This window comes from Bradyrhizobium sp. USDA 3315 (assembly GCF_054056795.1).
The window spans coordinates 5,325,190-5,347,026 of sequence record NZ_JBSRYP010000001.1; the positions used below are offsets into that span (position 1 = coordinate 5,325,190).

At 63.9% G+C, this 21,837-nt stretch carries 27 protein-coding genes; 9 read left to right on the forward strand and 18 right to left on the reverse strand.

Translation table 11 applies throughout. From position 1 onward, the window contains the following. Window positions 1-33: 33 nt before the first annotated feature. Both ACVIYL_RS24635 and ACVIYL_RS24640 read right to left on the reverse strand, forming a co-directional pair. Window positions 34-1,698, reverse strand: coding sequence for a methanol/ethanol family PQQ-dependent dehydrogenase (locus ACVIYL_RS24635; RefSeq protein WP_018272901.1), 1,665 nt, complete (start codon window positions 1,696-1,698; stop codon window positions 34-36). A gap of 225 nt (window positions 1,699-1,923) precedes the next feature. Next, window positions 1,924-2,169, reverse strand: coding sequence for a hypothetical protein (locus tag ACVIYL_RS24640; RefSeq protein WP_225647641.1), 246 nt, complete (start codon window positions 2,167-2,169; stop codon window positions 1,924-1,926). Window positions 2,170-2,361: 192 nt separating this feature from the next. Between ACVIYL_RS24640 and ACVIYL_RS24645 the strand changes: the two genes are divergently transcribed. From ACVIYL_RS24645 to ACVIYL_RS24660, 4 genes are all read left to right on the forward strand, one after another. Then, on the forward strand, window positions 2,362-2,760 hold the full coding sequence (locus ACVIYL_RS24645) for an EF-hand domain-containing protein (RefSeq protein WP_253607693.1): 399 nt from the start codon (window positions 2,362-2,364) through the stop codon (window positions 2,758-2,760). Window positions 2,761-3,097: 337 nt separating this feature from the next. Next, window positions 3,098-3,178, forward strand: a complete 81-nt coding sequence (pqqA, locus tag ACVIYL_RS24650; protein ID WP_009031067.1) for a pyrroloquinoline quinone precursor peptide PqqA — start codon at window positions 3,098-3,100, stop codon at window positions 3,176-3,178. Window positions 3,179-3,401: 223 nt separating this feature from the next. Further along, window positions 3,402-4,286 carry a hypothetical protein gene (locus ACVIYL_RS24655; protein ID WP_375167067.1) on the forward strand — a complete coding sequence of 295 codons (885 nt, stop codon included), beginning with the start codon at window positions 3,402-3,404 and terminating at the stop codon, window positions 4,284-4,286. Window positions 4,287-4,403: 117 nt separating this feature from the next. Next, window positions 4,404-4,640 carry a hypothetical protein gene (locus tag ACVIYL_RS24660; protein WP_168856069.1) on the forward strand — a complete coding sequence of 79 codons (237 nt, stop codon included), beginning with the start codon at window positions 4,404-4,406 and terminating at the stop codon, window positions 4,638-4,640. Between the two features lie 5 nt (window positions 4,641-4,645). On the opposite strand, the gene ACVIYL_RS24665 is transcribed toward ACVIYL_RS24660, so the two are convergent. Genes ACVIYL_RS24665 through ACVIYL_RS24680 form a run of 4 tightly spaced genes read right to left on the reverse strand, consistent with a single transcriptional unit; the run spans window position 4,646 to window position 7,412 of the window. After that, window positions 4,646-4,999, reverse strand: a complete 354-nt coding sequence (locus ACVIYL_RS24665) for a hypothetical protein (RefSeq protein WP_456780089.1) — start codon at window positions 4,997-4,999, stop codon at window positions 4,646-4,648. 40 nt (window positions 5,000-5,039) lie between these two features. Then, window positions 5,040-5,750, reverse strand: a complete 711-nt coding sequence (locus ACVIYL_RS24670) for an ABC transporter ATP-binding protein (RefSeq protein ID WP_016847784.1) — start codon at window positions 5,748-5,750, stop codon at window positions 5,040-5,042. Continuing rightward, on the reverse strand, window positions 5,740-6,477 hold the full coding sequence (locus tag ACVIYL_RS24675) for an ABC transporter permease (protein ID WP_057020570.1): 738 nt from the start codon (window positions 6,475-6,477) through the stop codon (window positions 5,740-5,742). The genes ACVIYL_RS24670 and ACVIYL_RS24675 overlap by 11 nt, the downstream gene beginning before the upstream one ends. A gap of 2 nt (window positions 6,478-6,479) precedes the next feature. After that, window positions 6,480-7,412, reverse strand: a complete 933-nt coding sequence (locus ACVIYL_RS24680; RefSeq protein ID WP_456781885.1) for an ABC transporter substrate-binding protein — start codon at window positions 7,410-7,412, stop codon at window positions 6,480-6,482. A gap of 149 nt (window positions 7,413-7,561) precedes the next feature. On the opposite strand from ACVIYL_RS24680, the gene ACVIYL_RS24685 reads away from it, so the two are divergent. Then, the gene (locus ACVIYL_RS24685) at window positions 7,562-7,903 is read left to right on the forward strand and encodes a hypothetical protein (RefSeq protein ID WP_371852187.1); all 342 of its coding nucleotides are present in this window, start codon (window positions 7,562-7,564) and stop codon (window positions 7,901-7,903) included. A gap of 124 nt (window positions 7,904-8,027) precedes the next feature. Here ACVIYL_RS24685 and ACVIYL_RS24690 read toward each other — a convergent pair whose 3' ends face one another. Both ACVIYL_RS24690 and ACVIYL_RS24695 read right to left on the reverse strand, forming a co-directional pair. Further along, window positions 8,028-8,852: a quinoprotein dehydrogenase-associated SoxYZ-like carrier gene (locus tag ACVIYL_RS24690; RefSeq protein ID WP_456780090.1), complete on the reverse strand. Its 825-nt coding sequence runs from the start codon at window positions 8,850-8,852 to the stop codon at window positions 8,028-8,030. 43 nt (window positions 8,853-8,895) lie between these two features. Next, window positions 8,896-9,822, reverse strand: coding sequence for a quinoprotein relay system zinc metallohydrolase 2 (locus ACVIYL_RS24695; protein WP_456780091.1), 927 nt, complete (start codon window positions 9,820-9,822; stop codon window positions 8,896-8,898). A gap of 167 nt (window positions 9,823-9,989) precedes the next feature. On the opposite strand from ACVIYL_RS24695, the gene ACVIYL_RS24700 reads away from it, so the two are divergent. Together ACVIYL_RS24700 and ACVIYL_RS24705 are read left to right on the forward strand one after the other, a co-directional pair. Beyond that, window positions 9,990-10,871 (forward strand): substrate-binding domain-containing protein, encoded by an 882-nt coding sequence (locus tag ACVIYL_RS24700; protein WP_076834162.1) that lies wholly within the window; start codon window positions 9,990-9,992, stop codon window positions 10,869-10,871. Beyond that, window positions 10,868-11,422 carry a PQQ-dependent catabolism-associated CXXCW motif protein gene (locus ACVIYL_RS24705; protein ID WP_253607696.1) on the forward strand — a complete coding sequence of 185 codons (555 nt, stop codon included), beginning with the start codon at window positions 10,868-10,870 and terminating at the stop codon, window positions 11,420-11,422. Before ACVIYL_RS24700 ends, ACVIYL_RS24705 begins: the two co-directional genes overlap by 4 nt. Window positions 11,423-11,449: 27 nt before the next feature. Here the strand turns inward: ACVIYL_RS24705 and ACVIYL_RS24710 are convergent, their stop codons facing one another. The 6 genes from ACVIYL_RS24710 to ACVIYL_RS24735 all read right to left on the reverse strand — a co-directional run bounded on the left by ACVIYL_RS24710 (window position 11,450) and on the right by ACVIYL_RS24735 (window position 16,330). Then, window positions 11,450-11,746 (reverse strand): copper-binding protein, encoded by a 297-nt coding sequence (locus tag ACVIYL_RS24710; protein ID WP_016847793.1) that lies wholly within the window; start codon window positions 11,744-11,746, stop codon window positions 11,450-11,452. Between the two features lie 142 nt (window positions 11,747-11,888). After that, window positions 11,889-12,506 carry a hypothetical protein gene (locus ACVIYL_RS24715; protein WP_076834158.1) on the reverse strand — a complete coding sequence of 206 codons (618 nt, stop codon included), beginning with the start codon at window positions 12,504-12,506 and terminating at the stop codon, window positions 11,889-11,891. Beyond that, complete coding sequence (locus tag ACVIYL_RS24720) at window positions 12,503-13,351, reverse strand: ABC transporter permease (protein ID WP_057020563.1); 849 nt, start codon at window positions 13,349-13,351, stop codon at window positions 12,503-12,505. Before ACVIYL_RS24720 ends, ACVIYL_RS24715 begins: the two co-directional genes overlap by 4 nt. Next, window positions 13,348-14,169 (reverse strand): ABC transporter ATP-binding protein, encoded by an 822-nt coding sequence (locus tag ACVIYL_RS24725; protein WP_456780092.1) that lies wholly within the window; start codon window positions 14,167-14,169, stop codon window positions 13,348-13,350. Before ACVIYL_RS24725 ends, ACVIYL_RS24720 begins: the two co-directional genes overlap by 4 nt. Beyond that, the gene (locus ACVIYL_RS24730) at window positions 14,166-15,143 is read right to left on the reverse strand and encodes a YVTN family beta-propeller repeat protein (RefSeq protein WP_253607699.1); all 978 of its coding nucleotides are present in this window, start codon (window positions 15,141-15,143) and stop codon (window positions 14,166-14,168) included. Before ACVIYL_RS24730 ends, ACVIYL_RS24725 begins: the two co-directional genes overlap by 4 nt. 5 nt (window positions 15,144-15,148) lie before the next feature. Next, window positions 15,149-16,330, reverse strand: coding sequence for an ABC transporter substrate-binding protein (locus tag ACVIYL_RS24735; protein WP_168856063.1), 1,182 nt, complete (start codon window positions 16,328-16,330; stop codon window positions 15,149-15,151). A 146-nt stretch (window positions 16,331-16,476) separates the two neighbouring features. On the opposite strand from ACVIYL_RS24735, the gene ACVIYL_RS24740 reads away from it, so the two are divergent. After that, entirely contained in the window at window positions 16,477-16,995 is a 519-nt protein-coding gene (locus ACVIYL_RS24740; RefSeq protein ID WP_456780093.1) for a DUF3280 domain-containing protein, read from the forward strand. Window positions 16,996-17,174: 179 nt separating this feature from the next. Here ACVIYL_RS24740 and fghA read toward each other — a convergent pair whose 3' ends face one another. Both fghA and ACVIYL_RS24750 read right to left on the reverse strand, forming a co-directional pair. Then, a complete protein-coding gene (gene fghA, locus ACVIYL_RS24745; protein ID WP_456780094.1) occupies window positions 17,175-18,014 on the reverse strand; it encodes an S-formylglutathione hydrolase in 840 nt (279 codons plus the stop codon). A gap of 30 nt (window positions 18,015-18,044) precedes the next feature. Continuing rightward, window positions 18,045-18,665: a response regulator transcription factor gene (locus ACVIYL_RS24750; RefSeq protein ID WP_016847801.1), complete on the reverse strand. Its 621-nt coding sequence runs from the start codon at window positions 18,663-18,665 to the stop codon at window positions 18,045-18,047. 181 nt (window positions 18,666-18,846) lie between these two features. On the opposite strand from ACVIYL_RS24750, the gene ACVIYL_RS24755 reads away from it, so the two are divergent. Then, entirely contained in the window at window positions 18,847-20,211 is a 1,365-nt protein-coding gene (locus ACVIYL_RS24755; protein ID WP_456780095.1) for a histidine kinase, read from the forward strand. Here the strand turns inward: ACVIYL_RS24755 and ACVIYL_RS24760 are convergent. Both ACVIYL_RS24760 and ACVIYL_RS24765 read right to left on the reverse strand, forming a co-directional pair. Then, the gene (locus ACVIYL_RS24760; RefSeq protein WP_456780096.1) at window positions 20,208-20,642 is read right to left on the reverse strand and encodes a YkvA family protein; all 435 of its coding nucleotides are present in this window, start codon (window positions 20,640-20,642) and stop codon (window positions 20,208-20,210) included. The genes ACVIYL_RS24755 and ACVIYL_RS24760 overlap by 4 nt on opposite strands. Before the next feature lie 30 nt (window positions 20,643-20,672). After that, window positions 20,673-21,647 (reverse strand): helix-turn-helix domain-containing protein, encoded by a 975-nt coding sequence (locus tag ACVIYL_RS24765; RefSeq protein ID WP_456780097.1) that lies wholly within the window; start codon window positions 21,645-21,647, stop codon window positions 20,673-20,675. Window positions 21,648-21,837 lie beyond the last annotated feature (190 nt).

The following is a 21,837-nucleotide window of genomic DNA, read 5'->3' on the forward strand; positions in this document are numbered from 1 at the left end:
AGGGTTACTCGTTCAGTCACGTGTGCTCCGCGCTCAGTTCTTGACCGCGAAAACCCATAGCGAGCCGCCGGGTGGGACCTTGGCAAGCCGCTCGTCGCCCGAGAACAGCGAATAGACGCCGCCATAGCCGGAGGTGACGGCGACATACTGCACGCCGTCCTGCTGCCACGTGACGGGTTGTCCTTCGATGCCCGAGCCGGTCTGGAACTGCCAGAGCTTCTTGCCGGTATCGGCGTCGAACGCCTCGAATTCACCGGTCAGCTGACCGGAGAACACCACGCCGCCACCGGTGGAGAGCACGCCGGAGAAGCGCGGAATATCGCTCGGCGCTTCCCACTTCGCCTTGCCGGTCATCGGATCGATCGCCTTCAGATGGCCGCGCGGTCCGGTGCCCCATTCCCAGGGATCGGTGAGATCCATGCCGAGATACCATTCGCCCTGCTTGAACGTCACCGGCTCGGCCTTGTACTTGCCGCCGAACGCGAGCGTGTTGGCGTAGGCGAGGCCGGTCTGCGGATTGAACGACATCGGCTCCCAGTTCTTGCCGCCGAGGATCGACGGGTAGACGGTGACCTTCTTGCCTTCACGCGCATCCTTGGTGATGTCGGTCTCGATCGGCCGTCCGGTCTTCATGTCGATGCCGGTGGCCCAGTTGACGTTCACATAAGGATTGGCCGCGAGCAGCTTCCCGTTGGTGCGATCGAGCACGTAGAAGAAGCCATTGCGGTTGGCGTCCATCAGCACCTTGGTCGGCTTGCCCTCGACATTCATGTCGGCGAGCACCATCTCGGCCACCGAGTCATAGTCGAACGGATTGTTCGGCGAGAACTGGTAGTGCCACTTGATCTTGCCGGTCTTCGGATCGAGCGCCAGCACTGAGCAGGTGTAGAGGTTGTCGCCGGGACGCACCGCCGAGTTGAACGGTCCAGGATTGCCGATGCCCCAATACACCGTGTTCAATTCGGGATCGTAGGAGCCGGTGATCCAGGTCGAGCCGCCACCGAGCTTCCAGGTGTCGCCCTTCCAGGTGTCGCCACCGGGTTCGTCCGGGGTCGGGATCGAGTAGGTACGCCAGAGCTTCTTGCCGGTGGCGGGATCCCAGCCGTCGATGAAGCCGCGGGTGCCGAACTCGGCGCCCGAGATGCCCGTGATCACGACGCCGTCGGCAACCAGCGGGGCCACCGTCATCGAGTAGCCTTCCTTGATATCCGCGGCCTTCTGGCGCCACAGCTCCTTGCCGGTCTTGGCATCGAGCGCGATCACATTGGCGTCGAGCGTGGTGCGGAACACCTTGCCGTCATACAGCGCAGCACCGCGATTGATGATGCCGCAGCAGACGATACGCGGCGTCTCGGCGGGATACTCGACCTTGGTCTTCCAGATCTGCTTGCCGGATTTGGCGTCGATCGCGATCGTGGCGTTGTGCGTGGTGACGTAAATGACGCCCTGGTAGACGAGCGGCTGCGATTCCTCGCTGCGATCGTCGTTCAAACTGTAATTCCAGACCGGCACCAGATTTTTGACGGTGTCCTTGTTGATCTGGTTCAGCGTCGAGAAGCGTTGAAGATTGTAACCCATGCCGTAATTGAGAACGTTCGAAGTATCAGTCGCCCCCTTGACCAACTGCTCGTTGGTCTGGGCGCTTGCACCATACGATGCAAGAATCACGAGGCTTGCGGCCAGCGCAATGCGTCTCATCCTATCCTCCCAATGAATCTTTTTTCCGCACGCCTATTCCTGACGTTGCGGACGGAACCATCCGCCTGAAACCAAAACGGGTCAATACGAAAACGTGAACGAGCGCCCGCTAACCGCAAGAGACTGATCGAAAGCGTCAGGTCTTTCGCAGATGCGTTCGTGGCTTGCCGTCGCGTGGAATACGCTACACCAGCGCGGCCCGCCGTGATGCCGCGGCACGAACGGTCAGCTGGACGGCGTCGGGGGACAGACACTCGGCCGCGGTTTCGCGCCCCGCTTGTCCGGCGGCACATTGCAATTATCGATACGCTGCTCGTCGGTCCATTTGCGGCCGAGCCGCTCCTTGCCGGTGAGCACGCGCTGCTGGACCGCCTCCGCCGATGGGGCAGGGTGCCGGGTCTGCGCGGACACGGGCGCGATAAGACCGAATGCAACAAGGCAGCCCAATGCGTTCTTGCAAATGCTGGTCATGGGTCACCTCGCTCGTTGTGATGCAATCGCGAGCGCCACAGATGACCCGTGAGGCAATCGCTTTCCACCCGAAACCCGACAGGATTTCGCCGCGTACACGAACCGTGGGAAGCTCCGCTGAAGCTGCTATGGTAGGGTCCGATCGCAGGCGCTCCGTGTCTTCGCCGGAGCGGCACTTACGGGAGACGAACGATGATTTCGCGCCGATCGCTTGCGCTGAGTTTGGCCATTGCCATCCTGTCGGGGCCCGCCCTGGCGGCATCCAGCCGCAAGGGCGCGCTGAAGATGCTTGATCCTGATAATGACGGTACGGTCGATCTCGCCGAAGCCAAGAAGGCTGCTGCCGACCTGTTCGCGAAGCTCGATCCCGACCATGACGGCACGCTCGACGCGCGCGAATTGCGCGGACGGCTGACCGCGAAAGAACTGGCCGCGGCCGATCCGGATCACGACGGCACCCTGACGCTCGACGAATACCTTGCGGTCGTCGAGCAGCGCTTCAAGGCCGCCGATCCCGACAATGACGGAACGCTGGATGCGAAGGAGTTGAACTCGCGCGCCGGCCGGGCCTTGCTGCGCCTGCTCAAATAGCTTGCCTTTCCGGCGCATCTTGCTAGGCGGATTGCCGGATATTGACGCAGGAATCCGCGCATAACAAAAAAGTTGCGAGTTCGCTCTTGGGCAAGACGCGGCTGGATGAATCGGGTCTCCTTACCCCCGCGTCGCCGCCCGGCAGCCGGAAAATGCCCGACAGATCAGTGTCGGAGTTCCCAACGCCGGGCAGATGTCAGCGAGCCGTCGTCCGCCTCGGCATGTCCAGCAGCGAAGTCGGGTCCTTACCCGGCCGGCTTGCGCCCTGGAAAAGGCAGCCCTAGCTTGCCGCGCGGCGCGAGGTTTGCGCCAACAACTTATGACTTGGGAGAAGGAAATGGCCTGGAAAACACCGAAGATCGTCGAAGTGCCGGTGGGCATGGAAATCAACATGTACGCCTGCGCAGCGCGCAAGTAATCTTAAGACAAGTAACGCGAGACAGCCTGCCCGGCTCGTGCAGCGCGCTGCATCGAGCCGGGCAGGCGTCTTTTGTCGAACGTGTCTTTCTCGGGCGCTGCGGCCGCTCGGACAGCTTCCTTCATACCCTTCCCACAAGACCTTGAGACCGACACCACCTGCGCGATTGGCGGGCCTAGCTGCTTTGTCCTACAGTGTGGCCTGAGGCGGTGGTGCGGGGACGATGAATCCAAAACTCAAGACCGGGCGTTGGGCGGGGATGCTGTGCGCGGCGATTGCCGGCATCGCGGCGGTGTTGCCGCCTGGCGCATATGCCGAGGACTTTGATACCGAGCACATCTTCGGCTTCATGATCGGCTCCGACGTGGGCAATGTCGGTGAGCGCGAATTCCAGAGCCAGACCACAGGGCGCTTCGCCAAGGACGGCGGCCGGTATCGCACGCTCAATCAGGAAATGGAGCTCGAGCTCGTGCCCGCGCAGAATTTTCGTGTCGAGCTCGGAACGTCATTCGGCGCATACGACATCAACCGCGTTCCGGGTCTTGACGATCGGCGCCAGCTGTCGTGGCAGAGCGTCTCGGTCGATTTCCGCTATCGCTTTCTGAATCGCGAGACGGCGCCCTTTGGCATGACGGTCGCGCTGGAGACGCGTGCCGATCGCGTCGACGAGACGACGGCCGCAGCCGTCCGTAGTTATGGCACCGAACTCACGGTCGCGTTCGACCGCGAGGTGATCCCGAATTTTGTCATCGCGGCCCTCAACCTAAGCTATGAGCCGGAATGGACGCGCACGCCGCGCACCGGCGCTGCGGATCAGGATGCCACCATCGGTGCCGCATTCGGCCTCATGGCCAGGGTGAAGCCGGATATCCTGATCGGCGGCGAAGCGCGCTATTTCAGGAAGTACGAGGGAATCGGCCTGGATGAACTGTCCGGGCAGGCGCTGTTCATCGGACCGACCGCCTATTTCCAGCTCTCCGAACGTTCACGCCTGACCGCGACATGGAGCGTCCAGGCCTGGGGGCAGCGGGCCGGAAGCAATGCCGCCCTCGACCTCGTCAATTTCGAGCGCCATCAGGCGCGGCTGGTGTACGGTTTGAACTTCTAGAGCGTGAAGCCTCCCGGACCGGGTTCCCCAACCTCTCACGGGGCTGTGAAACCCGGACGTGGCTGATTACGTATTTCGCCGTGTTATCTATTGCATGAGCACGCTTAGGGATCGCGCATGAACCCGATTGATCTGATCGTCACGGTATGTGCCGTGCTGTCGCCCGCCACCTGCGAGGAGCAGCATCTGGTGTTCAACTGGAACGGCTCGCTGCAGCAATGCGCCATGGCCGCGCCGCCTTACATCGCGCGGTGGGTCGGCGAACATCCGAAATGGACCGCGGTGCGCTGGCGTTGCGAATATCCGCACAGCAACGATCGGGCCGGCACGGGCGGCGAGCTGCCGGCGGGTTAGCCTTCCTATTTGTTGCAGTCCTTCAAGTCCTTGTCGGATACCGAAAACACGGCGTCGGCCTTGATCTCGATGTCGCGAACGAAGCACTGTTTGGCGCCGCTGTAGCCGACCTTGGCGTCGTAGCGGCCGGGCTCGACGCCGGTGATCCGCAGGCGCTCGTCATGGTCGACTTCCTTGTCCTTGTCGTTGAGCGTCTGGTTCGGACCCCACTCGTTCTTGCCTGCCGGCGACAGCGCGAAGCTCGAAATCGTGGCGCTGGTCAGATTCCACAGCCGAATGCCTTTGCCCTTGCTTTGGGCGAGCACCGTCGCCGGCAGCACAAGCGACGCAACACCAACAGCGATCAACGCGCGCGACATCCAGCCTCTCCTTTATGCTTCGTCCAAGGATGACGGCGTCTCACATATTTGCAAGGTCCAACTGTGAGAGTTGCCGCTTGATTTCGTCGATCTCGGGTTCGCCGCGCGTCGCGCGTGGTGCGGCAATGGTCTCGACGTGGAGGATTCGGGCCGGCCGCGATGACAGGAAGAACAGGCGATCGCCGAGGCGAACGGCGTCGTCGAGATCGTGGGTGACGAGCAAGGTCATCATTTTCCGGCTCGCCACCAGCGTCGCGACCTGGTCGCGCAGCCGCCCCGCGAGCGCATTGTCGAGCGAGGCCAGCGGCTCATCGAGGATCAGGAAATCGGGCTCGATGGCGAAGGCGCGGGCCAGCGCGACGCGGCGGGCGAGGCCGAGCGACAGCTCCGCGGGAAAATGGTTGCGGTGCGCGCCCAGTTCGAGCACCTCGAACAGCGCAGAGAGCGTGCTGTCGTCGACATGCGGCGCGGCCAGCCGCACATTTTCCTCGACCGTGCGCCAGGGCAACAGCCGCGGCTCCTGGAAGACCATGCCAAGGCGCATGCCCGGCGACCGCGCGACATGGCCCCGGTAGTTGGCGTCGAGCCCGGCGAGGATCCGGAGCAAGGTGCTCTTGCCGCAGCCTGACGGGCCGAACAGCACGCCGACCTCGCCAGCGTTCAGCGTGAAGGTGACGTTGTCGAGCACGTCGTGCCGCTTCCCGGCCGCGCTCTCAAAACTCTTGCCGGTGATATTGACTTCAAGCTGCACGGAGCCGCCACCGCGTTAGCCTGGTTTCAAACGGCTGCACCAGCAGGGTTTCGATGATGAGCACGACACCCGCAAAGCTCAGCGAATAGGCAAGCAGCAAGGGGATGTCGAACAGCTGGAAGGCAACCCCGATCTCGAAGCCGACGCCGTTCGGCCGGCCGAGATATTCGGCGACCAGCACGATCTTCCAGACCAGCGAGAGCCCGGAGCGCGCAGCGGCCGCGATGTAGGGCGCAAGCTGCGGCAGGATCACATGACGGAAGGCGCGGCCGCGCGGAAAAGAAAACGCTGTCGCCATTTCGTCGAGCGCAGGATCGAGCGCGCGGGCGCCTTCGCGCAGGGTGACGACGGCGGTCGGCAGCTTGTTGATGGCGATGGCGGCGATCGCGGCGACCTCGGTCAGCCCGGCCCAGATGTAAGCGAGCACGATGACGACGAGCGCGGGCAGGTTGAGCAGCAGGATCAGCCAGGGATCGCCAAGGCGATTGGCAAGCGAGACGCGGCCCATCAAATAGCCGATCGCCGAGCCGAGCGCCATGGCAAGGGTGAAGGCCAGCGCGACCCGGGCCAGGGTTGCGCCGAGATTGACGAACAGCGCGCCCGATCGGGCTTCGGCGACGAGCACCGACAGCACCGCCGGCGGCGCCGGCAGCTTCGCATCGCCGATCAGGAGAGAGGCAATCCACCAGGTCGCGATGAACAGCGTGAATGAGAGGAGACGCAGCACCGCTAGTCTCCCGGGATCGCTTGGTAGAAGGTGCCGGGATCGAGCTCGGTTGCGGTGCCGACCAGATCGCGGCCGCCGAGCTGCGCCAGCACCCGGTAGAGCACGCGCGCATCGGCCTCTTCGTCCGCGATCGGACGGCGCGGGATGCCTTCGCGGTAGCGCTCACGATAGGCATGCAGGGTTGCGGGATCCTGCGCGCCGGTGAGCGGCGCGATCGCGTCCCATTCGGAATCCGAGGTCGCCAGAATCTCTTTCGCCGCGCGGGTCACCGCGATGAAGCGGGCCACCAGATCCTTGTTGGCATTGGCCCAGGCTTCGTCGAACACGTAGCCGATCATGGCGATGCGGCCCTTGCTGCCGAGCTTTTGCAGGATCTCTTCCATCCCGGCGAGCCGGCGAAAGCCCTTGGCTTCGAGCGCGGCGCAGAAATTCCAGTAATTGAGCGTCGCGTCCATCTCGCCGCCGAGCGTCTTGGCGGCGAGCAGCGGCGGCGCGCCGTAGACGATGGTCGCCTGCGACTTCAGGTCGATGCCGTCCTGCTTCGATGCGGCTTGCAGCAACAGCCAGTTCTTGTCGATCGCCCCGCCGGCAATAGCAAGCTTCCGCCCCTTGAGGTCCGCGAGCGTTTTGACCGGCGAGGAGGCCGGGACCATCACGGCGCCCAGCGCGCTCGAATAGGGATAGAATTGCAGCTTGGCGCCGAGCGACCGCTCGCGCGACACCCAGGGCCAGTCCGATACCATCACGTCGGCCGTGCCGGCGCGCAGCGCGATCTTGCCGGCCTCGGGGCTGGCCAACTCGACGACGTCGATCGACAGATTGGCCTTCTTGTCGAGACCATGGGAGCGAATGACGGCCAGTTCCCAGGCCAGCGTTCCGGTCTTCTGCGCTGCAACGCGGATGGTCTGCGCGTAGCACGAGGTGCCGAACTGCATGACCGCCAGAACTGCCGCAGCCAACACCGTGCGTACAGAGATGATCATCGTTTCTTGAGCCACTTCCCCGAATGTTTTCTTTTCTGATCAACATCCATAGCATAGCTTGCGGAAAGAGAAGAGGAAGCAGGACCATGGCAGGAGCTGGCATGCTACGACCGATTGTCGCCATCCTGGTGCTTGCCGGGACGGCCGTCAGCGTGCGGGCCCAGGAGATCAACGACTATCCGACCTCGGCGCGGGCGGAATATGTGTTCGGCTGCATGAAGGCCAATGGCGAATCCCGGCAGTCGATCGAGCAATGTTCCTGCTCGATCGACGTCGTCGCCTCGATCATCCCCTATGATCGCTATGTCACCGCCGAGACCGTGCTGAGCATGGCGCAGGTGCGGGGCAATCTGGGCGGCCAGTTCCGCTCGTCCGAGCAGGCCGCGAACGCGCTCAACGACCTCAGGCGCGCCCAGGCCGAAGCCGAAGTCAGGTGCTTCTAGAGCATGATCCGAAAAAGTGCGAAGCGGTTTTCCGGAAAGATCATGCTTAAATACCGGGCTAAGGCGCGATAGCGATCCAACCTGATCTCATTGCATTTTGCGTCCGTCGTGAGATCGCGAGGCGTCAGGTGCCGGGATTCTCGACCTTCCATTCGTGCTCGAAGATATGCCCTTCGGTGTCCTTGGCTTCGGCACGGAAGCGCTTGGCGCCATTCGAGACGTAGGTGAAGCGGATATTGGGATCCTCGGAAATCGAGATTCCGCCCTCCATCGCCAGCACCGGACTGTCGTCCTGCCAGATGTGCAGCTCGTTGACGAAGAAGGCCGGGATATAGAGCTGCGTGACCTGGTCCATCTGCAGGCCTGAATTATTCGGATGCCCGATCATGATCTGGGCTTCCCGCGTGCTGGTCGCAGGTCCCTGTTCGGACTTGGTGAATTGCCGGTAGCGCATCTGGCCGAGGCGGTTCCTGGCTTCCTCGACGTTCTTGCCGGCCGGCGCCGAGCAGCCGCCGGAGGCTTTGACATAGATCTTGCTCACATAGAGCTTGCCGTCGCTGAGCTCCGCGACGGCGTGCACATTGGTGTAGTTGTTGACGCGGACACGGGTCGAGATCTCGGTGACGTTGGCGGCCGGCCCCAGCGTGAACTTCGCGGCCATCGGCGCCGGATTCTCGTCGATCACAAGCGTGATCGCGACGACGCGGCGGCTGTCGCTCGGCTGCAGCTTGGTGCGCAGCGTCACTGGCACGATCGCGGCGTCTTCCGCGCGCATCGGCATCTCGATGCCGATGACATCATTGCCGTCATTCATCGGGCGGTTGCTGAAGATGTCCTGGACAAGACCCGGCCAGGGATCATAGGCCTCCGCGGCGGGCGCAGCCGGTGTGCCCAGCGCGATCGTGAGCAGGCTTGCGATGCAAAGCAGGCGGGCGCGATGTCCGGTCATGTTCGCGAAATCCTATGCAGCCGCGTAAGTATAGGACGAACAGCTATTCCCATTCAATTTCCGAGAATGCTGCAGTTGCGTTGCGGGCGTTGTAATCGTCGAACAATTGCCAGCGCGGCCGCTCGGCGGCTGCGGCGTGCTCCGCCGCGGCCGTGATCGGCTTGCCGCTTGCGACCAGTGCGCGCACATCCGCGGCCAGCACCCCAAGATAACGGCGCTCGTCGGCAAGCGCAGCCGGCCACGCGCTCACGGGTCCGTGACCGGGAACAACACGCTCGGCGGAGATCGCCGCGAGCTCGTCGAGCGCACGCAGCCAGCCCTTGAGGCTGCCGTCGACCACGGGAATATGGATGAGAAACACCATATCGCCGGAGAACAGGGTCCTGGTTTGCCCGTCGAGGACCGTGAGGTCGTTGTCGCTATGGGCGGGCGGCCACGCTTTCAGGGTGAGGGCCCGGCCGCCGAGGTCGAGCTTCAGCGTGTCCGCGACCAGCACGGTCGGGGGGATGATCTTCACTTCGTCGATCAGCTCATCGCCCATGGTCCGGCGAAACCCGTCGAGGTAGAATTGTCCGCGCGCGGCCAGCGCGCGTGGCAGAGACTTATGGCCGACGAAGCTGGTCCCGTCACCGACGAAAGCCGCATTGCCGAAGCTGTGATCTGGATGGGCGTGGGTGTTGATCACGTAGCGGATCGGCTTGTCGGTACGGCTGCGGACCGCGGCGAGCAGCTGTCGTCCTTCGCGGACGCTGCCGCCGGTGTCGATGACCGCAACGGCACTGTCGCCGATCACGAACCCCACATTGGCGATGGCGCCTTCGTTCTCGCGCGTCATCAACGCGGTGACCCCGGTGTGAACGAATATTCCGGGAGCGACTTCGCTTACAGGCAATTCCACCTCTTGCGCCCGCGCTATGGTCGGCGCCCAAAGCATCAGGAGCAGCGCAAGCACCGAACCGCCATGAGCCATGTTTCCGCCTCAGTTACTCCGCGACGCGCGATCGATGTCGTCGCGTTCCAGTTTGCGCTGCAGCAAGCAGCGCGGCGTGGTCGCGATCATTATTCCTGTTGCACGTCATGGTGCGCCGGGCAATTGCTGGATGGCGGCGATCGATCCGATCAAGAGGAGACCGCGTAATGAGAATTGTCGGATGCCGTCCTGTTCTGCTCGCGCTTGTCGGCTTCATCGCCTGTCTGGCCGGCCGCGACATCGCGCGCGCGCAGGTCAATGATCAGGGCGAGCTTTCCATCGAGCTCATCGATGCCCGCGTGCTGCGCATCTGTGCCGATCCCCGCAACCTGCCGTTCTCGAACGACAAGGGCGAGGGGTTTGAGAACAAGATCGGCGAACTGCTGGCCGGGAAGCTGCAAAAGAAGCTCGACTACATGTTCTTTCCGCAGGCGACCGGCTTCGTGCGGATGACGCTCGGTGCGCATCGCTGCGACGTGATCATGGGCTTTCCGCAAGGCGATGACCTCGCGCAGGGCACCAATCCCTATTACCGCACAGCCTATGCGATCGTCGCGAAGCCGGGCAGTGGGCTCGATGAGGTCACGACGCTCGAGGACCAGCGGCTGAAAGGCAAGCATATTGGCATCGTGGCGGGAACGCCGCCCGCGACCAACATGGCCATCAACGGTCTGATGACCAATGCGAAGCCTTATCCGCTGATGATCGATACGCGCTACGATTCGTCGGCCGAGGCGATGATGAACGATCTCGCCAAGGGTGAGATCGACGCCGGCATCCTGTGGGGACCGATGGCGGGCTTTTACGCCAAGAAGGCCAACCCGCCGCTGCACATCACCCCGCTGGTCAAGGAGACCACGGGACCGAAGCTGATCTATCGCATCGGCATGGGCGTGCGGGCGTCCGACCAGAACTGGAAGCGCCAGCTCAATCGCCTGATCCAGGAGAACCAGCCCGAGATCAACAAGATCCTGCTCGACTACGGCGTCCCGCTGCTCGACGAGAACGACCGTCCAATCGGGCCGGAGACCGCGACCAAATCACCATGATCAGGCTCGCGGCCATGCTTGCGGTGATGCTCGTCGCCGCTTCGCCTGTCCGCGCGCAAGACCCACCCGCAGAGCCGGAGGGCTATCGCACCGAGGACTACCGCGCTCCGGTGCCGGTGACGCTTGCCGGCGCACGGGTGCTCACCACCGCGGAAGCGGAAGCGATCTGGCGCGACAAGTCCGCCGCCTTCGTCGACGTGCTGCCGCGTGCGCCGAAGCCAAATCTGCCCGCCGGCACGGTGTGGCGCGAACGGCCGCACCTCAACATTCCCGGCAGCATCTGGCTGCCTGACACCGGCTACGGCAAGGTCGCCGCGCCGACGGAGGATTATCTGCGGCGCGGGCTGGTCCGCGCCTCAGGCGGCGACGCCACCAGATTGCTCGTGATCTACTGCCAGGAGAATTGCTGGATGTCGTGGAACGCGGCCAAGCGCGTGCTGTCCTACGGCTACCGCAACGTGGCGTGGTATCCGGAGGGAACTGACGGATGGGAGCGTGCCAAATTGCCGCTGGCGGATGCCGAGCCCGAGCCGCGCGAGGGAGAGCAGTAAGCCCAGCCTCGCGCGCCACGTGGGCCGTTACTTCTGCTTGTCGAGCTTGTTGATGGTCTTGCCGCCGTCGCTGTCCGTTGTGGTGAACGAGACCTTGTCACCGGCGTGGAAGGCCTCCAGCGATTGTCCCTTCGGCACCTTGTATTCCTGGATCGCGCCGCCGGACGCGCCCACTGTGCCGCCTTGCGTCTGCTGGATCGAGATGGTTCCACTCAGTCGGTCAATCTTGGTGACCATTCCCGACATGGATTGCTGGGCCAAAGCCGCTGTGGTGACCAGGCTCGCGGCGGCAAGGCTGGTCATGACGATCTTGGCTGCTTTCATGGAGGTCTCCCAAGTTCAGATATAGTTGGAGACAACGAGCGGGCAGTGCAGTTTGTTCCGGATCGGCGTGGCCCAACAGACTGTTACCCAAAAGACCGTCAAAACGGCGCGTTGACGATCCCGGGGCGTTCGGTCGCAGGCCTCAATCGAGCTCCTGCTGGATGGTGCGGCCGAGCGCGAACAGGCGCTGATCGATGGCGGTCGGCACCTCGCAGACGAATTTCACCACGCGCCCGCGGTCCTCGAAGATGCGGGTCTCCCAGACCAGCTGGTTGCCGAGCTCGTCGACCTTGGCCTGGTCCGGCGGTGTCGCGTCCTGCAGCGCCTGCAGCTTGAGCGTGTCGTCGCGGATCTTCTCCGCGGCTTCGCGCTGCTTGCGCATCACGCGCTCGAGCCCGTTCATGACCGAGGCGCGCTGTCCGTTCAGCGTATCGAACAGACCGGCAAACAGCAGTTTTCCCGCATTCGCCTTGTCGGCCGCGGCAGCTGAAAGGAATTCGGTGATTTCCTTCTGCGCTTCTTCGAGCGGAACGCGGCGCGCCGCGAGCTTGATCGCGAGCGCGCTGACTTTCGGGTCGTCCTTCCACTTGGTCTCGGCATCGCCGAGCGGCGGCCCGGCCCAGACTGCGGCGAGCGAGATCTCGGGCACCTTGGCCTGTTGGCAGGGCCAGTCCGGATAGCGCGGGTCGGCAGCCGATGCGGCCTGGTTCGACAGAACCATCGCGAGCAGCGCGCCCAGTCCTGTTCGCCAGCCTGTCATGCCTCGCCTCCGCCGGGTCCGCGGCGCACCAGGCCGCGCGATGGATCGTAAGCCAGGATCGCGCCGATCATGAAGACGACGGTGCAGCCGCCGACCACCGCGAGCGAAACCCAGTTCATCTTGCCGTACAGTGCAAACCGGATCAGCTCCACCGCATGCGTGAACGGATTGCACTGGCAGATATAATACAGCATCGGGCTGCCTTCCTGCACGCGCCACAGCGGGTAGAGGGCCGACGATGCGAAGAACATCGGGAAGATCACAAAGTTCATCACGCCGGCGAAATTTTCCAGCTGCTTGATGCTGGCCGAGATCAGCATGCCCAGCGCGCCGAGCATCAGGCCCGACAGCACCAGCGCCGGAAGTACGGTGAGGTAGCCGATGGTCGGCGGCGCGATGTCCCAGAACCACGCGATGACAAGGAAGGCATAGACCTGGAGCAGCGACACCGCCGTGCCGGCAAGCAGCTTGCAGAACAAGAGATAGCTGCGCGGCAGCGGGCTGACCAGCAGCGTGCGCATGTTGCCCATCTCGCGGTCGTAGACCATCGACAGCGAGGATTGCATGCCGTTGAACAGCTGGATCATCGCCATCAGCCCGGGCGCGATATAGACCTCGTAGAGGATGTAGGTCTCGTAGGGCGGGATGATCGAGATACCGAGCACCTGCCGGAAGCCGGCCGCGAAGATGAACAGCCAGACCAGCGGCCTGACCAGCGCCGACACGAAGCGCTCGCGCTGATGCAGGAAGCGCAGCGCCTCGCGCCACACGATGCCGTTCAGGCAGACGATGTATTCCGACAGCGAGAAGCCGCTTCGCTCAGGCGTAACCGTCGTGCTGGTCATGACGGCGGTCTCCCCGCGAGTGTTGCCGTTCCGGTCAGGCGCATGAACGCGGTGTTGACGTCCTGGGCGCCTGCGTCCGCGATCACCCGTGACATCGGGCCGTGCGCCAGCATTCGGCCCTGATGCAGCACGACGAGGTCGTCATTTGGCATGATCTCGTCGAACAGATGCGTCGCCCAGAGCACGCCGATGCCCTGTTCGGTGACGAGCTGCCGGACATGGTCGAGAATGTCGGCGCGCGCCTTGACGTCGAGCCCGACCGTGGCCTCGTCGAGCAGCAGCAGCCGGGGCCGGTGCAGCAGCGCGCGGGCGATCTCAAGCCTTCGCATCTGGCCGCCCGAGAGATCGCGCACCTTGCTGGCGGCGCGGTCGGCAAGCCCGATGCGGCCGAGCACCTCGGCGCTGCGCAGCCGCGCCTCGCGCCGCGAGATGCCGTGCAGCGCGGCGTGATACAGCAGGTTCTGCGTCAGCGAGAGGTCGAGATCGAGCGTGCGCGGCTGGAACACCACGCCCATCAGCCGCAGCGCTTCACCCGGCGTCCGGCTGATGTCGTGGCCGAAGATCTTGATCTGGCCGTTCTGGATGCCGAACAACCGCGTCACCAGCGAGAACAGCGTGCTCTTGCCGGCGCCATTGAGGCCCAGCAGCGCGGTGAAGCTCGCAGGCTGAACCGTGAAACTGACGTCGATCAAAGCGCGGCGCGGACCGTAGCTGTGGCTCACATTGCCGATCGACAGCGCCGGCTGCACGGCCGCGGCTGTTCCAGGGCTTGCATCCGGCGAAGGCTGGTTCGCGATATGGGCGTCGGTTGCGGTCATGGCTGCGCGATCGTGATCCCCCAGGGCAGTTCGCCGACCTGAATGGTCTTGATCACCTTCTGGGCCGCGACGTCGATCACGGAGACGTCGTTCGAGACGCCGTTGGTGACCAGCAGATATTTTTCGTCCGGGGTGAAATCCATGTGCCAGACCCGCTGGCCGACCAGCAGATATTTGAGGACCTTGTGGCTCGTGCCGTCGACCACGGCAACGCGGTTGGCGGGGCCGAGCGCAACGAATGCGGTCTTGCCGTCCTTGGTCATGCCGATGCCGACTGGCTGGATCGCCTCGTTGCGCAAGCCCGGAATTTCGAAGGTGATCTTGCCGGTCACCTCGCGCTTGACCGGATCGATGATCGACACCGTGCCGCCGATCTCGGAGGAGACCCACAATTCGGAACCGTCGCGCTTGAACTGGGCGAAACGCGGCCGCGAATCGACCAGCACATTGGCGACGATCTGGCGCGTCGACGTATCGATGAAATGCGCCATGTTGGTGGTCTCGGACGTGTTGATCAGGATCTTGCCGTCCGGGCTGATCGTCATGCCCTCAGGCTCGACGCCGACCTGGATGTCGCCGATCCGGGCGCGCTTTTCGAGATCGATCACGGTGACCGTGTTGTCGTTCTCGTTGGCGACATACATGGTCTTGCCGGCGGCATCCTGGGTGAACAATTCGGGGTCGGGACCGGAGGGCAGGGTGTCGACGATCTCCTGGGTCTTGGTATCGATCACCTGGATCGTGTCGTCGTCGCCGACCGCAACCATCACGAACTTGCCGTCACGCGAGAACTCGATGCCGCGCGGCCGCTGGCCGACCTTGATGGTTTTGGTCACCGTCCAGCTGTTGGTGTCGATCACCGTGACGGTGTTGCCCTTCTCGTTGGAGACGTAGGCAACGAAGGCGGACGCCGGTGTCGCGGCAAGCCAAACGAGCATCCCGGTCAACAGACAGCGGCGCCACATGCGTATCATCTCCCTCACTGCAGCTTGCACTTCGTTTCAGGCCGGTCAACTCCGAGCGTGTCGAGTTCGGAGACCTGATGCAGGAAACCTTCCTGCGGCGAGACCGAAACGACCATACGACCATCGGCCAGCAGGATCGGCTGGCGGAGCTGCAGATTCCAGTCTCGCAGGGTCAATCGCGTGCCCTTGAAGGCGGCAATCGAGAAATCCTTGCCCTTGAGGAAGGCGATAACCTTCTTGGGGTCCCCCGAATTGGTGCGGGATGTGGCTTCCCCGATCATGCGCGCGGCGGTCCAGGCCTGCATGTCGAGCGCCGTCATGCGGCGCATGTTCAGCTTGACGAAGCGGTTCTGGATCTGGACCGCGCCCCACTGGTCATGCGCCGCGTCCCAGCTGGTCGGCACGAGACCCGCCGAGCCCGCCACCGGACGCGGGTCCCAGGTGCGGTACGGCAGATAGTTCGCGAACACCTCGCTCTCGTCGGCGGCGACCAGCACGTCGTAAGCCGGCGCCTGCTGGGTGAACACCGGCATCTGGCGCTGGATCAAGGTCACGCCGCTGTCGGTGCGGCGCGCGCCGCCAGTGTCCTCGAAGGTCCGTTCCTGGACGATCTTGGCGCCGAAGCGGGTCGCGGCGCGGCGCAGCGCGTCGGCGTAAAGCTTGTCCTGATCATGCGAGCCGACCACCAGCAGCCAGCGTTTCCACTGCTTCCACACCAGATATTGGCCAAGCGCATCCGCCAGCATCGAGCGGGTGGGTGCGATGTGGATGACATTGGCGCGGCAGTCCTGCTCGCGCAGCCGATCGTCGATCGCGCCGGCATTGAGCAGCACGGTGCCGCGGTCGCGCAGCGCGTCGGCGACCTTGAGCAAGGCGTCGGCGGGCAGGTCGGTGATGATATAGTCGTTGCGTCCGGCGAGGTCGGTCGCGACCTTGGCGACATCGTCGCTATCCTTGACCTTGACCTCGTCGAGCACGAAGCGCTGGTTGAGGAATTTGCCGGTCGTGTTGTTGTCCTCGATCGCAAGGCGCGCGCCTGCGATGCCGTCATTGTCGGCGGGCTGCTCGACCAGCGAGAGCGTCGATTTGACGCCGGCATGACCGAGATAGCCGATATGAACCTCGACGGGATCAGCCGCCAGCGCGCCGGTCGCCACCATGCTGAGCGCGATCGTGCCGATCAGCCATCGCAACATAACTCCTCCCGCAGTCTTTTTTCACTCGGCATGGCGTTCGGAAATCCGGCTTCCATGCTGTTGACTTGCAAGATGCCGGAATTGGCCTAGCTTGCAACCCCGCTTTTTGTCGTTGCGACGTTACAAACTACGATTGGTTCACAATCATGAGATCAGCGTTTGCCTTCGCCGTTTCTTTGCTGGTGGTGTCTTCGGCGGCAGCGCGCGCGGAGCCGCCCAAGCTCGCGGTGTTCGACCTCGAGATGATCGACACGAGCCTGCAGGGGGAAGTGAGCGGGCCACGCAGTGATGAGCAGGCGCGGCTGCTCCGGGCCGGCGATCAGGTGCGCAAGGAGCTCGCGGACTCCGGCAAGTTCCGCGTGCTCGACATCGCGCCGGTCAATGCTGCGGCGCATGGCAGCAATCTTCAGGCCTGCGGCGGCTGCGATGTGAAGCTGGCCGGCGAACTGGGCGCTGATCTCGTGATGACGGGCGTGGTGCAGAAGGTCTCCAACCTCATCCTCAACATCAATCTCTATTTGCGCGACGTCCACAGCGGGCAATTGCTGGCGGCGGCGAGCGCCGACATGCGCGGCAACACCGACGAATCCTGGTCGCGCGCCACCGACTACCTCGTGCGCAACCGCCTGCTCGCGCCGAACTACGGCGCGCCGCAAGCGCGGTAGCCTGCGCTCACGAATGGACTGCAGTCATCCTGAGGTGCGAGCCTTGCGGCGCAATTGCGCCGCTGGGCGAACTTCGAAGGATGAATCGGCCCGGTTACAGCCACACGTAGAAATTCGGGACGTGCATCCTTCGAGACGGCCGCTTCGCGGCCTCCTCAGGATGACGGACTGCGTGACGCTCAGGCCTTCAGCCGCGCGGCGTGCCAGCGCAGATGATAGGCCATGAAGGTCGAGATGAAGTAGTAGCTGTGGTCATAGCCCGGCTGACGCCGCAGGGTGAGGGGGATGTTGGCCTTCTCGCAGGCGGCCTTCAGGAGTTCGGGCCGCAGCTGCTCGGTGAGAAAGCCGTCGGCATCGCCGTAGTCGACCAGCAGATCGGAGAAGCGGGCACCGTCCTCGATCAGGGCGACGGCGTCATGCTTGCGCCACGCCTGCTTGTTGCTGCCGAGATAGCCGCCGAGCGCCTTGTTGCCCCATGGCACCTGCGACGGCGCCACGATCGGCGCAAACGCGCTCGCCGCGCGATAACGATCGGGATAGCGCAGCGCGACCGTCAGCGCGCCATGGCCGCCCATGGAATGACCGAGGATCGACTGCCGCGTTGTGTCGACCGGGAACTGCTCGGCGATCAGCTTCGGCAATTCCTCGGTGACGTAGCTCCACATCCGGTAATTGGTCGCGAACGGCTGCTCCGTCGCATCGACGTAGAAGCCGGCGCCTAGCCCGAAATCGTATGAGTTGGCGGGATCGCCGGGGACGCCTTCGCCGCGCGGGCTGGTGTCGGGCGCGACGAAGATCAGGCCGAGCTCGGCGCATGCCTGGCGGAATTCGCCCTTCTCGGTGACGTTGGCGTGGGTGCAAGTCAGGCCCGACAGATAGGTGACGACGGGCAGCTTGGCGCCGGCCGCATGCTCAGGGACGAACACCGAAAAGGTCATGTCGGTCTTGGTCTCGCGGCTTGGATGCCGATAGACGCCTTGCGTGCCGCCATGCGACTTGTTCTGGGAAACCGTCTGCATTGTCGTATTCCTCTTGGTTGGAGCGCTGCGTCAGGCGACGCCGCTCTCGATCGCCAGCCGCACCAGCTCTGCCGAAGTGCGCACGCCAAGCTTCTGGCGCATGATCGATGACGTGTTTGCGACCGTCTTGTATGATGAATGCACCAGCCAGGCGATCTCCGACAGGCTCTTGCCGGAGCTGAGCAGGCGCAGGATCTCCATCTCGCGTGAAGTGAGCTTGGAGAGCGGATTTTGCGCAAAGCCCGGCCGCGCAAACGCCACGTTGCGCGCGATCGCTGGCGGCAGATAGACGCCGCCATTGCCGACCTCGCGCACTGCTTCCACCAGATCGTTGGGATCGCCGGTCTTCGAAACGTAACCCTTGGCGCCGATGTCGATGGCGCGGGCGGCGAACACCGGGTCATCGTTCATGCTGAACATGATGAGGCGCGCAGACGCATCATGCGTCAGGATGCGGCGCGCCAGCTCGAAGCCGGAGACCGTCGGCAGGTTGATGTCGATCACGCAGAGATCGGGCTTCTCCGCGACGAACGCCCGTTCGCCGCTTTCGGCATCCGCCGCTTCCAGCAGCGTGATCTCGGGATCGTCGGCGAACACGGTGCGGCAACCGGAGGCAACGATGGGATGATCATCAACGATCAGAATGCGCATGGCGTTGTTCCGGCGACCTGCTTCGATTCACTCATCATCACGTCGGTTTGCGCGAAGGACAGGTCGGTTCCGACCGGTTGTGCACCTCGTGCGGGATTGCGATAGGGTGCGATTAGATAGCCGGGCAAATTTGGCTGTCAACGATCCTCTCGGAGGAGGGATCGCGGTCGGGGGCAACGTCATGTGGCAAAAGCTATCTTTGCGCGCGCGGATCAACCTGCTGCTGGCGCTGATCCTGGCGCTTGGCCTCGGCATCAATATTGCGCGGCTCGTGCTGGAAGCGGGGCCGCGTGTCCAGGCCGAGGACCGGAGCGTGATCCGTCTGGCGCGTGAATTCGTTGCGACGATCGTGGCCGGTCTCGACGAGGCGCCGGATCCCGATGCGCGGCTCGATCAGATCGTCCAGGACCTGAGCCGGCTGCGTCACGTCAGCATCACGCGGCAGGATGGCGCGACCGCAAAATCTCCTGATCGCCCCGAGGACGCCGGCGATCAACGCGCTCCGCCGCAGTGGTTCGTCGCGCTGGTTCATCCCGAGCAGACCTCGGTGCGGGTGCCGATCTCGGTGCACGGCAAGCCGCAATCGCTGGTCATCACCTCGCATCCCGACGACGAAGTCGCCGAGATCTGGGACGGCATCGTCACCCAGATCGAGGTCGGCTCCGCGATCACGGTCGCGCTGCTTCTGGTCACCATGCTGGTGGTCGGCCGCGCGCTGGCGCCACTGGAGGCACTGTCGCAGGCCATGACCGGCATCGAGGCCGGGGATTACGATGCCCGCGTCGAGCCCGGCGGATCGCCGGAATTGGCCGCCATCTGTGCCAAACTGAACCATCTGGCGGCGACCCTTGGCGATGCCGTCGAGGGCAAGCGGCAGCTCGCCGAGCGCGCGGTCTCGCTGCAGGATTCCGAGCGCAAGGAGATCGCGCGCGAATTGCACGATGAGTTCGGGCCCTATCTGTTTGCCTTGCGCGCGCATGCCGGCGCGCTGACCCGGCTGGCGGAAGTCGAAAAGCCGGACCCTGCGGCATTGCGCAAGCACGGCAACGCCATCCTCGAGCAGGTCAACGCGCTCCAGCAGTTCACGCGCCGGATTCTTGAGCGATTGCGGCCGGTCGGCCTGGCCGAGCTCGGGCTTGCGGAAGCGCTCGGCGCGCTGGTGCGGCTATGGAGCGAAACGCACCCGGAGGTGAAGATCGAGAGCCGCATCTCGCCGGCGCTCGGCGATACCGGCGAGATGGCCGACCTCACGATCTATCGCATCGTCCAGGAGGCGCTCACCAACGTGTTCCGCCATGCCGGCGCGACCGCGGTCGATATCACGGTCGAACCGGCGGAATGCCAGGCCGGCCTGCGCGGCAGCCGCGACTGCGCGCTCGTGCGGGTTCGCGACAATGGCCGCGGCCTGCTGAGGGATCACAGGCTTGGCCGCGGTTTGACCGGGATGCAGGAGCGGATCCTCGCGCTTGGCGGCACGCTTAACATCAATTCCAGCGATGATGGCGTGACGGTCGAGGCGCTCGTGCCAAAGGCCGCACGGTCCTAGACGATTGGCTGTCGCCAATATCTGAAAGCCGCCCAAGCCAGCGCCGCCGCGCCGGCGATCCAGAGCACGACGATCGCGATCATTCCCGCCCGGCTGGTCGGACGCTGCAAGACGGCGCCGGCCTTGGCACGGCATTCCGCCATCACCTCGTCCGGCACGAGCGAGATCGCAAGCCAGATGCCGAGCGGCAGCAGGATCAGATCGTCGAGATAGCCGATCACCGGAATGAAATCCGGGATCAGATCGATGGGAGACAGCGCATAGGCCACGACGGCGACGGCAAGGGCCTTGGCATACCAGGGCACGCGCGGATCACGCGATGCGAGATACAGCGCAACGCTGTCCCGCTTGAGGTTGCGCGCCCAAACCTTGATCGAGGACAGCTTGATTGAGGACAACTTGGTTGGAGAAAGTCTGTCGGCGGACGGCATGGCGCAACGCCTGCACGTCGGATGGAACCGCTATTCCAGCACCACATCGGCCGGCATACCGCCGTGCAGGCCCTTGTGGACCGAGGAGGGCGCGATGCCGAAATACTTCCGGAAGACGCGGCTGAAATGCGACGAGCTCGAGAAGCCCCAGGAGAACGCGACGTCGGTGATGGTCTTGCCGTTCTGGGACTCCAGCTCCTGCCGGCAGTTCTGCAGCCGGGCCTTCCAGATGTAGTCGCTGACCGTCATGCCGCGATCGCTGAACAGCATGTGCAGATAGCGCTTCGAGCAGCCGAGCGCCGCGGAAATGCGGTCGATGCAGAGATCCGGATCGCGCAGATGCTCGCGGATGAAGCCCTGGGCCCGCACATAGGTGGCCTCGGCGCTGCCGCGGTCGAACATGGCGCCGGTCTCGCGCAGCGGCAACAGCAGCAAGTCGATCAGCGCATCAGCCACGCCGACGGCGTTGACCGGCGTCAGCGTCGGTGCCTCGCCGAAGGCGGCATGGACGAAATCATAAGCGATGCGGCCGGTGCCGTTGCGCGCCGACAGCTTGCACGGCGCCATCTTGGAGAGCTGGAAGCCGCGCTCTTTGAGCAGGTCCTTTGGAACGATGACGACCTCGTGCCGCGTCAGCGACGGGCTGATGATGGTGTGCGGACACGACACGTCGTAGGCGAAGCAGTCGCCCGGCATGATGTCGAAGTGCAGGCCGTCTTGCTCGAAATGCGAGACGCCGTGGGTCTGGAACACGATCTTGATATAGGGGTGCTCGCTCAGCTTGATGCGCGAGATGGTATGCGCGATCCGGTGCTGGCTTGCCTCGATCTGACACAGCTTCAGGCGCGATACCGTCGTGAAATTGACCCGGGCTTCGAGCGAGGATCCTTCCAGCGCATCGACGTCGAACTGGCCGCAAAGGTCAGTGAGCGCATCCGACCAGCGCTGAATCTGCCGCTTGGGCGTCAATCCGTTCGTGCTGAGAGAATGGACTGTATCGGGCATCTTTCCAGCCACCGATTCGATCCCCACGTGACTGCTCACCGAGCTTAAGTCTGGCCCGGGATGATGCGCCTTCTCCCTGATTCTGAATAGCTTAGGGAGGCGGCGGGATTTCTTCCCGGTTAATGTCGGGTGATCCTCCGACTTAGTTCTGGGCTCGTCAAGCGCAACCTTAGCACGCGTCAATCTGGCA

What these genes read in the sequence shown, in the direction of transcription:
- ACVIYL_RS24635 (WP_018272901.1), bottom strand. Translation starts at nt 1,698, where the DNA reads ATGAGACGCATTGCGCTGGCCGCAAGCCTCGTGATTCTTGCATCGTAT.
- ACVIYL_RS24640 (WP_225647641.1), bottom strand. Translation starts at nt 2,169, where the DNA reads ATGACCAGCATTTGCAAGAACGCATTGGGCTGCCTTGTTGCATTCGGT.
- ACVIYL_RS24645 (WP_253607693.1), top strand. Translation starts at nt 2,362, where the DNA reads ATGATTTCGCGCCGATCGCTTGCGCTGAGTTTGGCCATTGCCATCCTG.
- pqqA (WP_009031067.1), top strand. Translation starts at nt 3,098, where the DNA reads ATGGCCTGGAAAACACCGAAGATCGTCGAAGTGCCGGTGGGCATGGAA.
- ACVIYL_RS24655 (WP_375167067.1), top strand. Translation starts at nt 3,402, where the DNA reads ATGAATCCAAAACTCAAGACCGGGCGTTGGGCGGGGATGCTGTGCGCG.
- ACVIYL_RS24660 (WP_168856069.1), top strand. Translation starts at nt 4,404, where the DNA reads ATGAACCCGATTGATCTGATCGTCACGGTATGTGCCGTGCTGTCGCCC.
- ACVIYL_RS24665 (WP_456780089.1), bottom strand. Translation starts at nt 4,999, where the DNA reads ATGTCGCGCGCGTTGATCGCTGTTGGTGTTGCGTCGCTTGTGCTGCCG.
- ACVIYL_RS24680 (WP_456781885.1), bottom strand. Translation starts at nt 7,412, where the DNA reads ATGCAGTTCGGCACCTCGTGCTACGCGCAGACCATCCGCGTTGCAGCG.
- ACVIYL_RS24685 (WP_371852187.1), top strand. Translation starts at nt 7,562, where the DNA reads ATGCTACGACCGATTGTCGCCATCCTGGTGCTTGCCGGGACGGCCGTC.
- ACVIYL_RS24690 (WP_456780090.1), bottom strand. Translation starts at nt 8,852, where the DNA reads ATGACCGGACATCGCGCCCGCCTGCTTTGCATCGCAAGCCTGCTCACG.
- ACVIYL_RS24695 (WP_456780091.1), bottom strand. Translation starts at nt 9,822, where the DNA reads ATGGCTCATGGCGGTTCGGTGCTTGCGCTGCTCCTGATGCTTTGGGCG.
- ACVIYL_RS24700 (WP_076834162.1), top strand. Translation starts at nt 9,990, where the DNA reads ATGAGAATTGTCGGATGCCGTCCTGTTCTGCTCGCGCTTGTCGGCTTC.
- ACVIYL_RS24705 (WP_253607696.1), top strand. Translation starts at nt 10,868, where the DNA reads ATGATCAGGCTCGCGGCCATGCTTGCGGTGATGCTCGTCGCCGCTTCG.
- ACVIYL_RS24710 (WP_016847793.1), bottom strand. Translation starts at nt 11,746, where the DNA reads ATGAAAGCAGCCAAGATCGTCATGACCAGCCTTGCCGCCGCGAGCCTG.
- ACVIYL_RS24715 (WP_076834158.1), bottom strand. Translation starts at nt 12,506, where the DNA reads ATGACAGGCTGGCGAACAGGACTGGGCGCGCTGCTCGCGATGGTTCTG.
- ACVIYL_RS24720 (WP_057020563.1), bottom strand. Translation starts at nt 13,351, where the DNA reads ATGACCAGCACGACGGTTACGCCTGAGCGAAGCGGCTTCTCGCTGTCG.
- ACVIYL_RS24725 (WP_456780092.1), bottom strand. Translation starts at nt 14,169, where the DNA reads ATGACCGCAACCGACGCCCATATCGCGAACCAGCCTTCGCCGGATGCA.
- ACVIYL_RS24730 (WP_253607699.1), bottom strand. Translation starts at nt 15,143, where the DNA reads ATGATACGCATGTGGCGCCGCTGTCTGTTGACCGGGATGCTCGTTTGG.
- ACVIYL_RS24735 (WP_168856063.1), bottom strand. Translation starts at nt 16,330, where the DNA reads ATGTTGCGATGGCTGATCGGCACGATCGCGCTCAGCATGGTGGCGACC.
- ACVIYL_RS24740 (WP_456780093.1), top strand. Translation starts at nt 16,477, where the DNA reads ATGAGATCAGCGTTTGCCTTCGCCGTTTCTTTGCTGGTGGTGTCTTCG.
- fghA (WP_456780094.1), bottom strand. Translation starts at nt 18,014, where the DNA reads ATGCAGACGGTTTCCCAGAACAAGTCGCATGGCGGCACGCAAGGCGTC.
- ACVIYL_RS24750 (WP_016847801.1), bottom strand. Translation starts at nt 18,665, where the DNA reads ATGCGCATTCTGATCGTTGATGATCATCCCATCGTTGCCTCCGGTTGC.
- ACVIYL_RS24755 (WP_456780095.1), top strand. Translation starts at nt 18,847, where the DNA reads ATGTGGCAAAAGCTATCTTTGCGCGCGCGGATCAACCTGCTGCTGGCG.
- ACVIYL_RS24760 (WP_456780096.1), bottom strand. Translation starts at nt 20,642, where the DNA reads ATGCCGTCCGCCGACAGACTTTCTCCAACCAAGTTGTCCTCAATCAAG.
- ACVIYL_RS24765 (WP_456780097.1), bottom strand. Translation starts at nt 21,647, where the DNA reads ATGCCCGATACAGTCCATTCTCTCAGCACGAACGGATTGACGCCCAAG.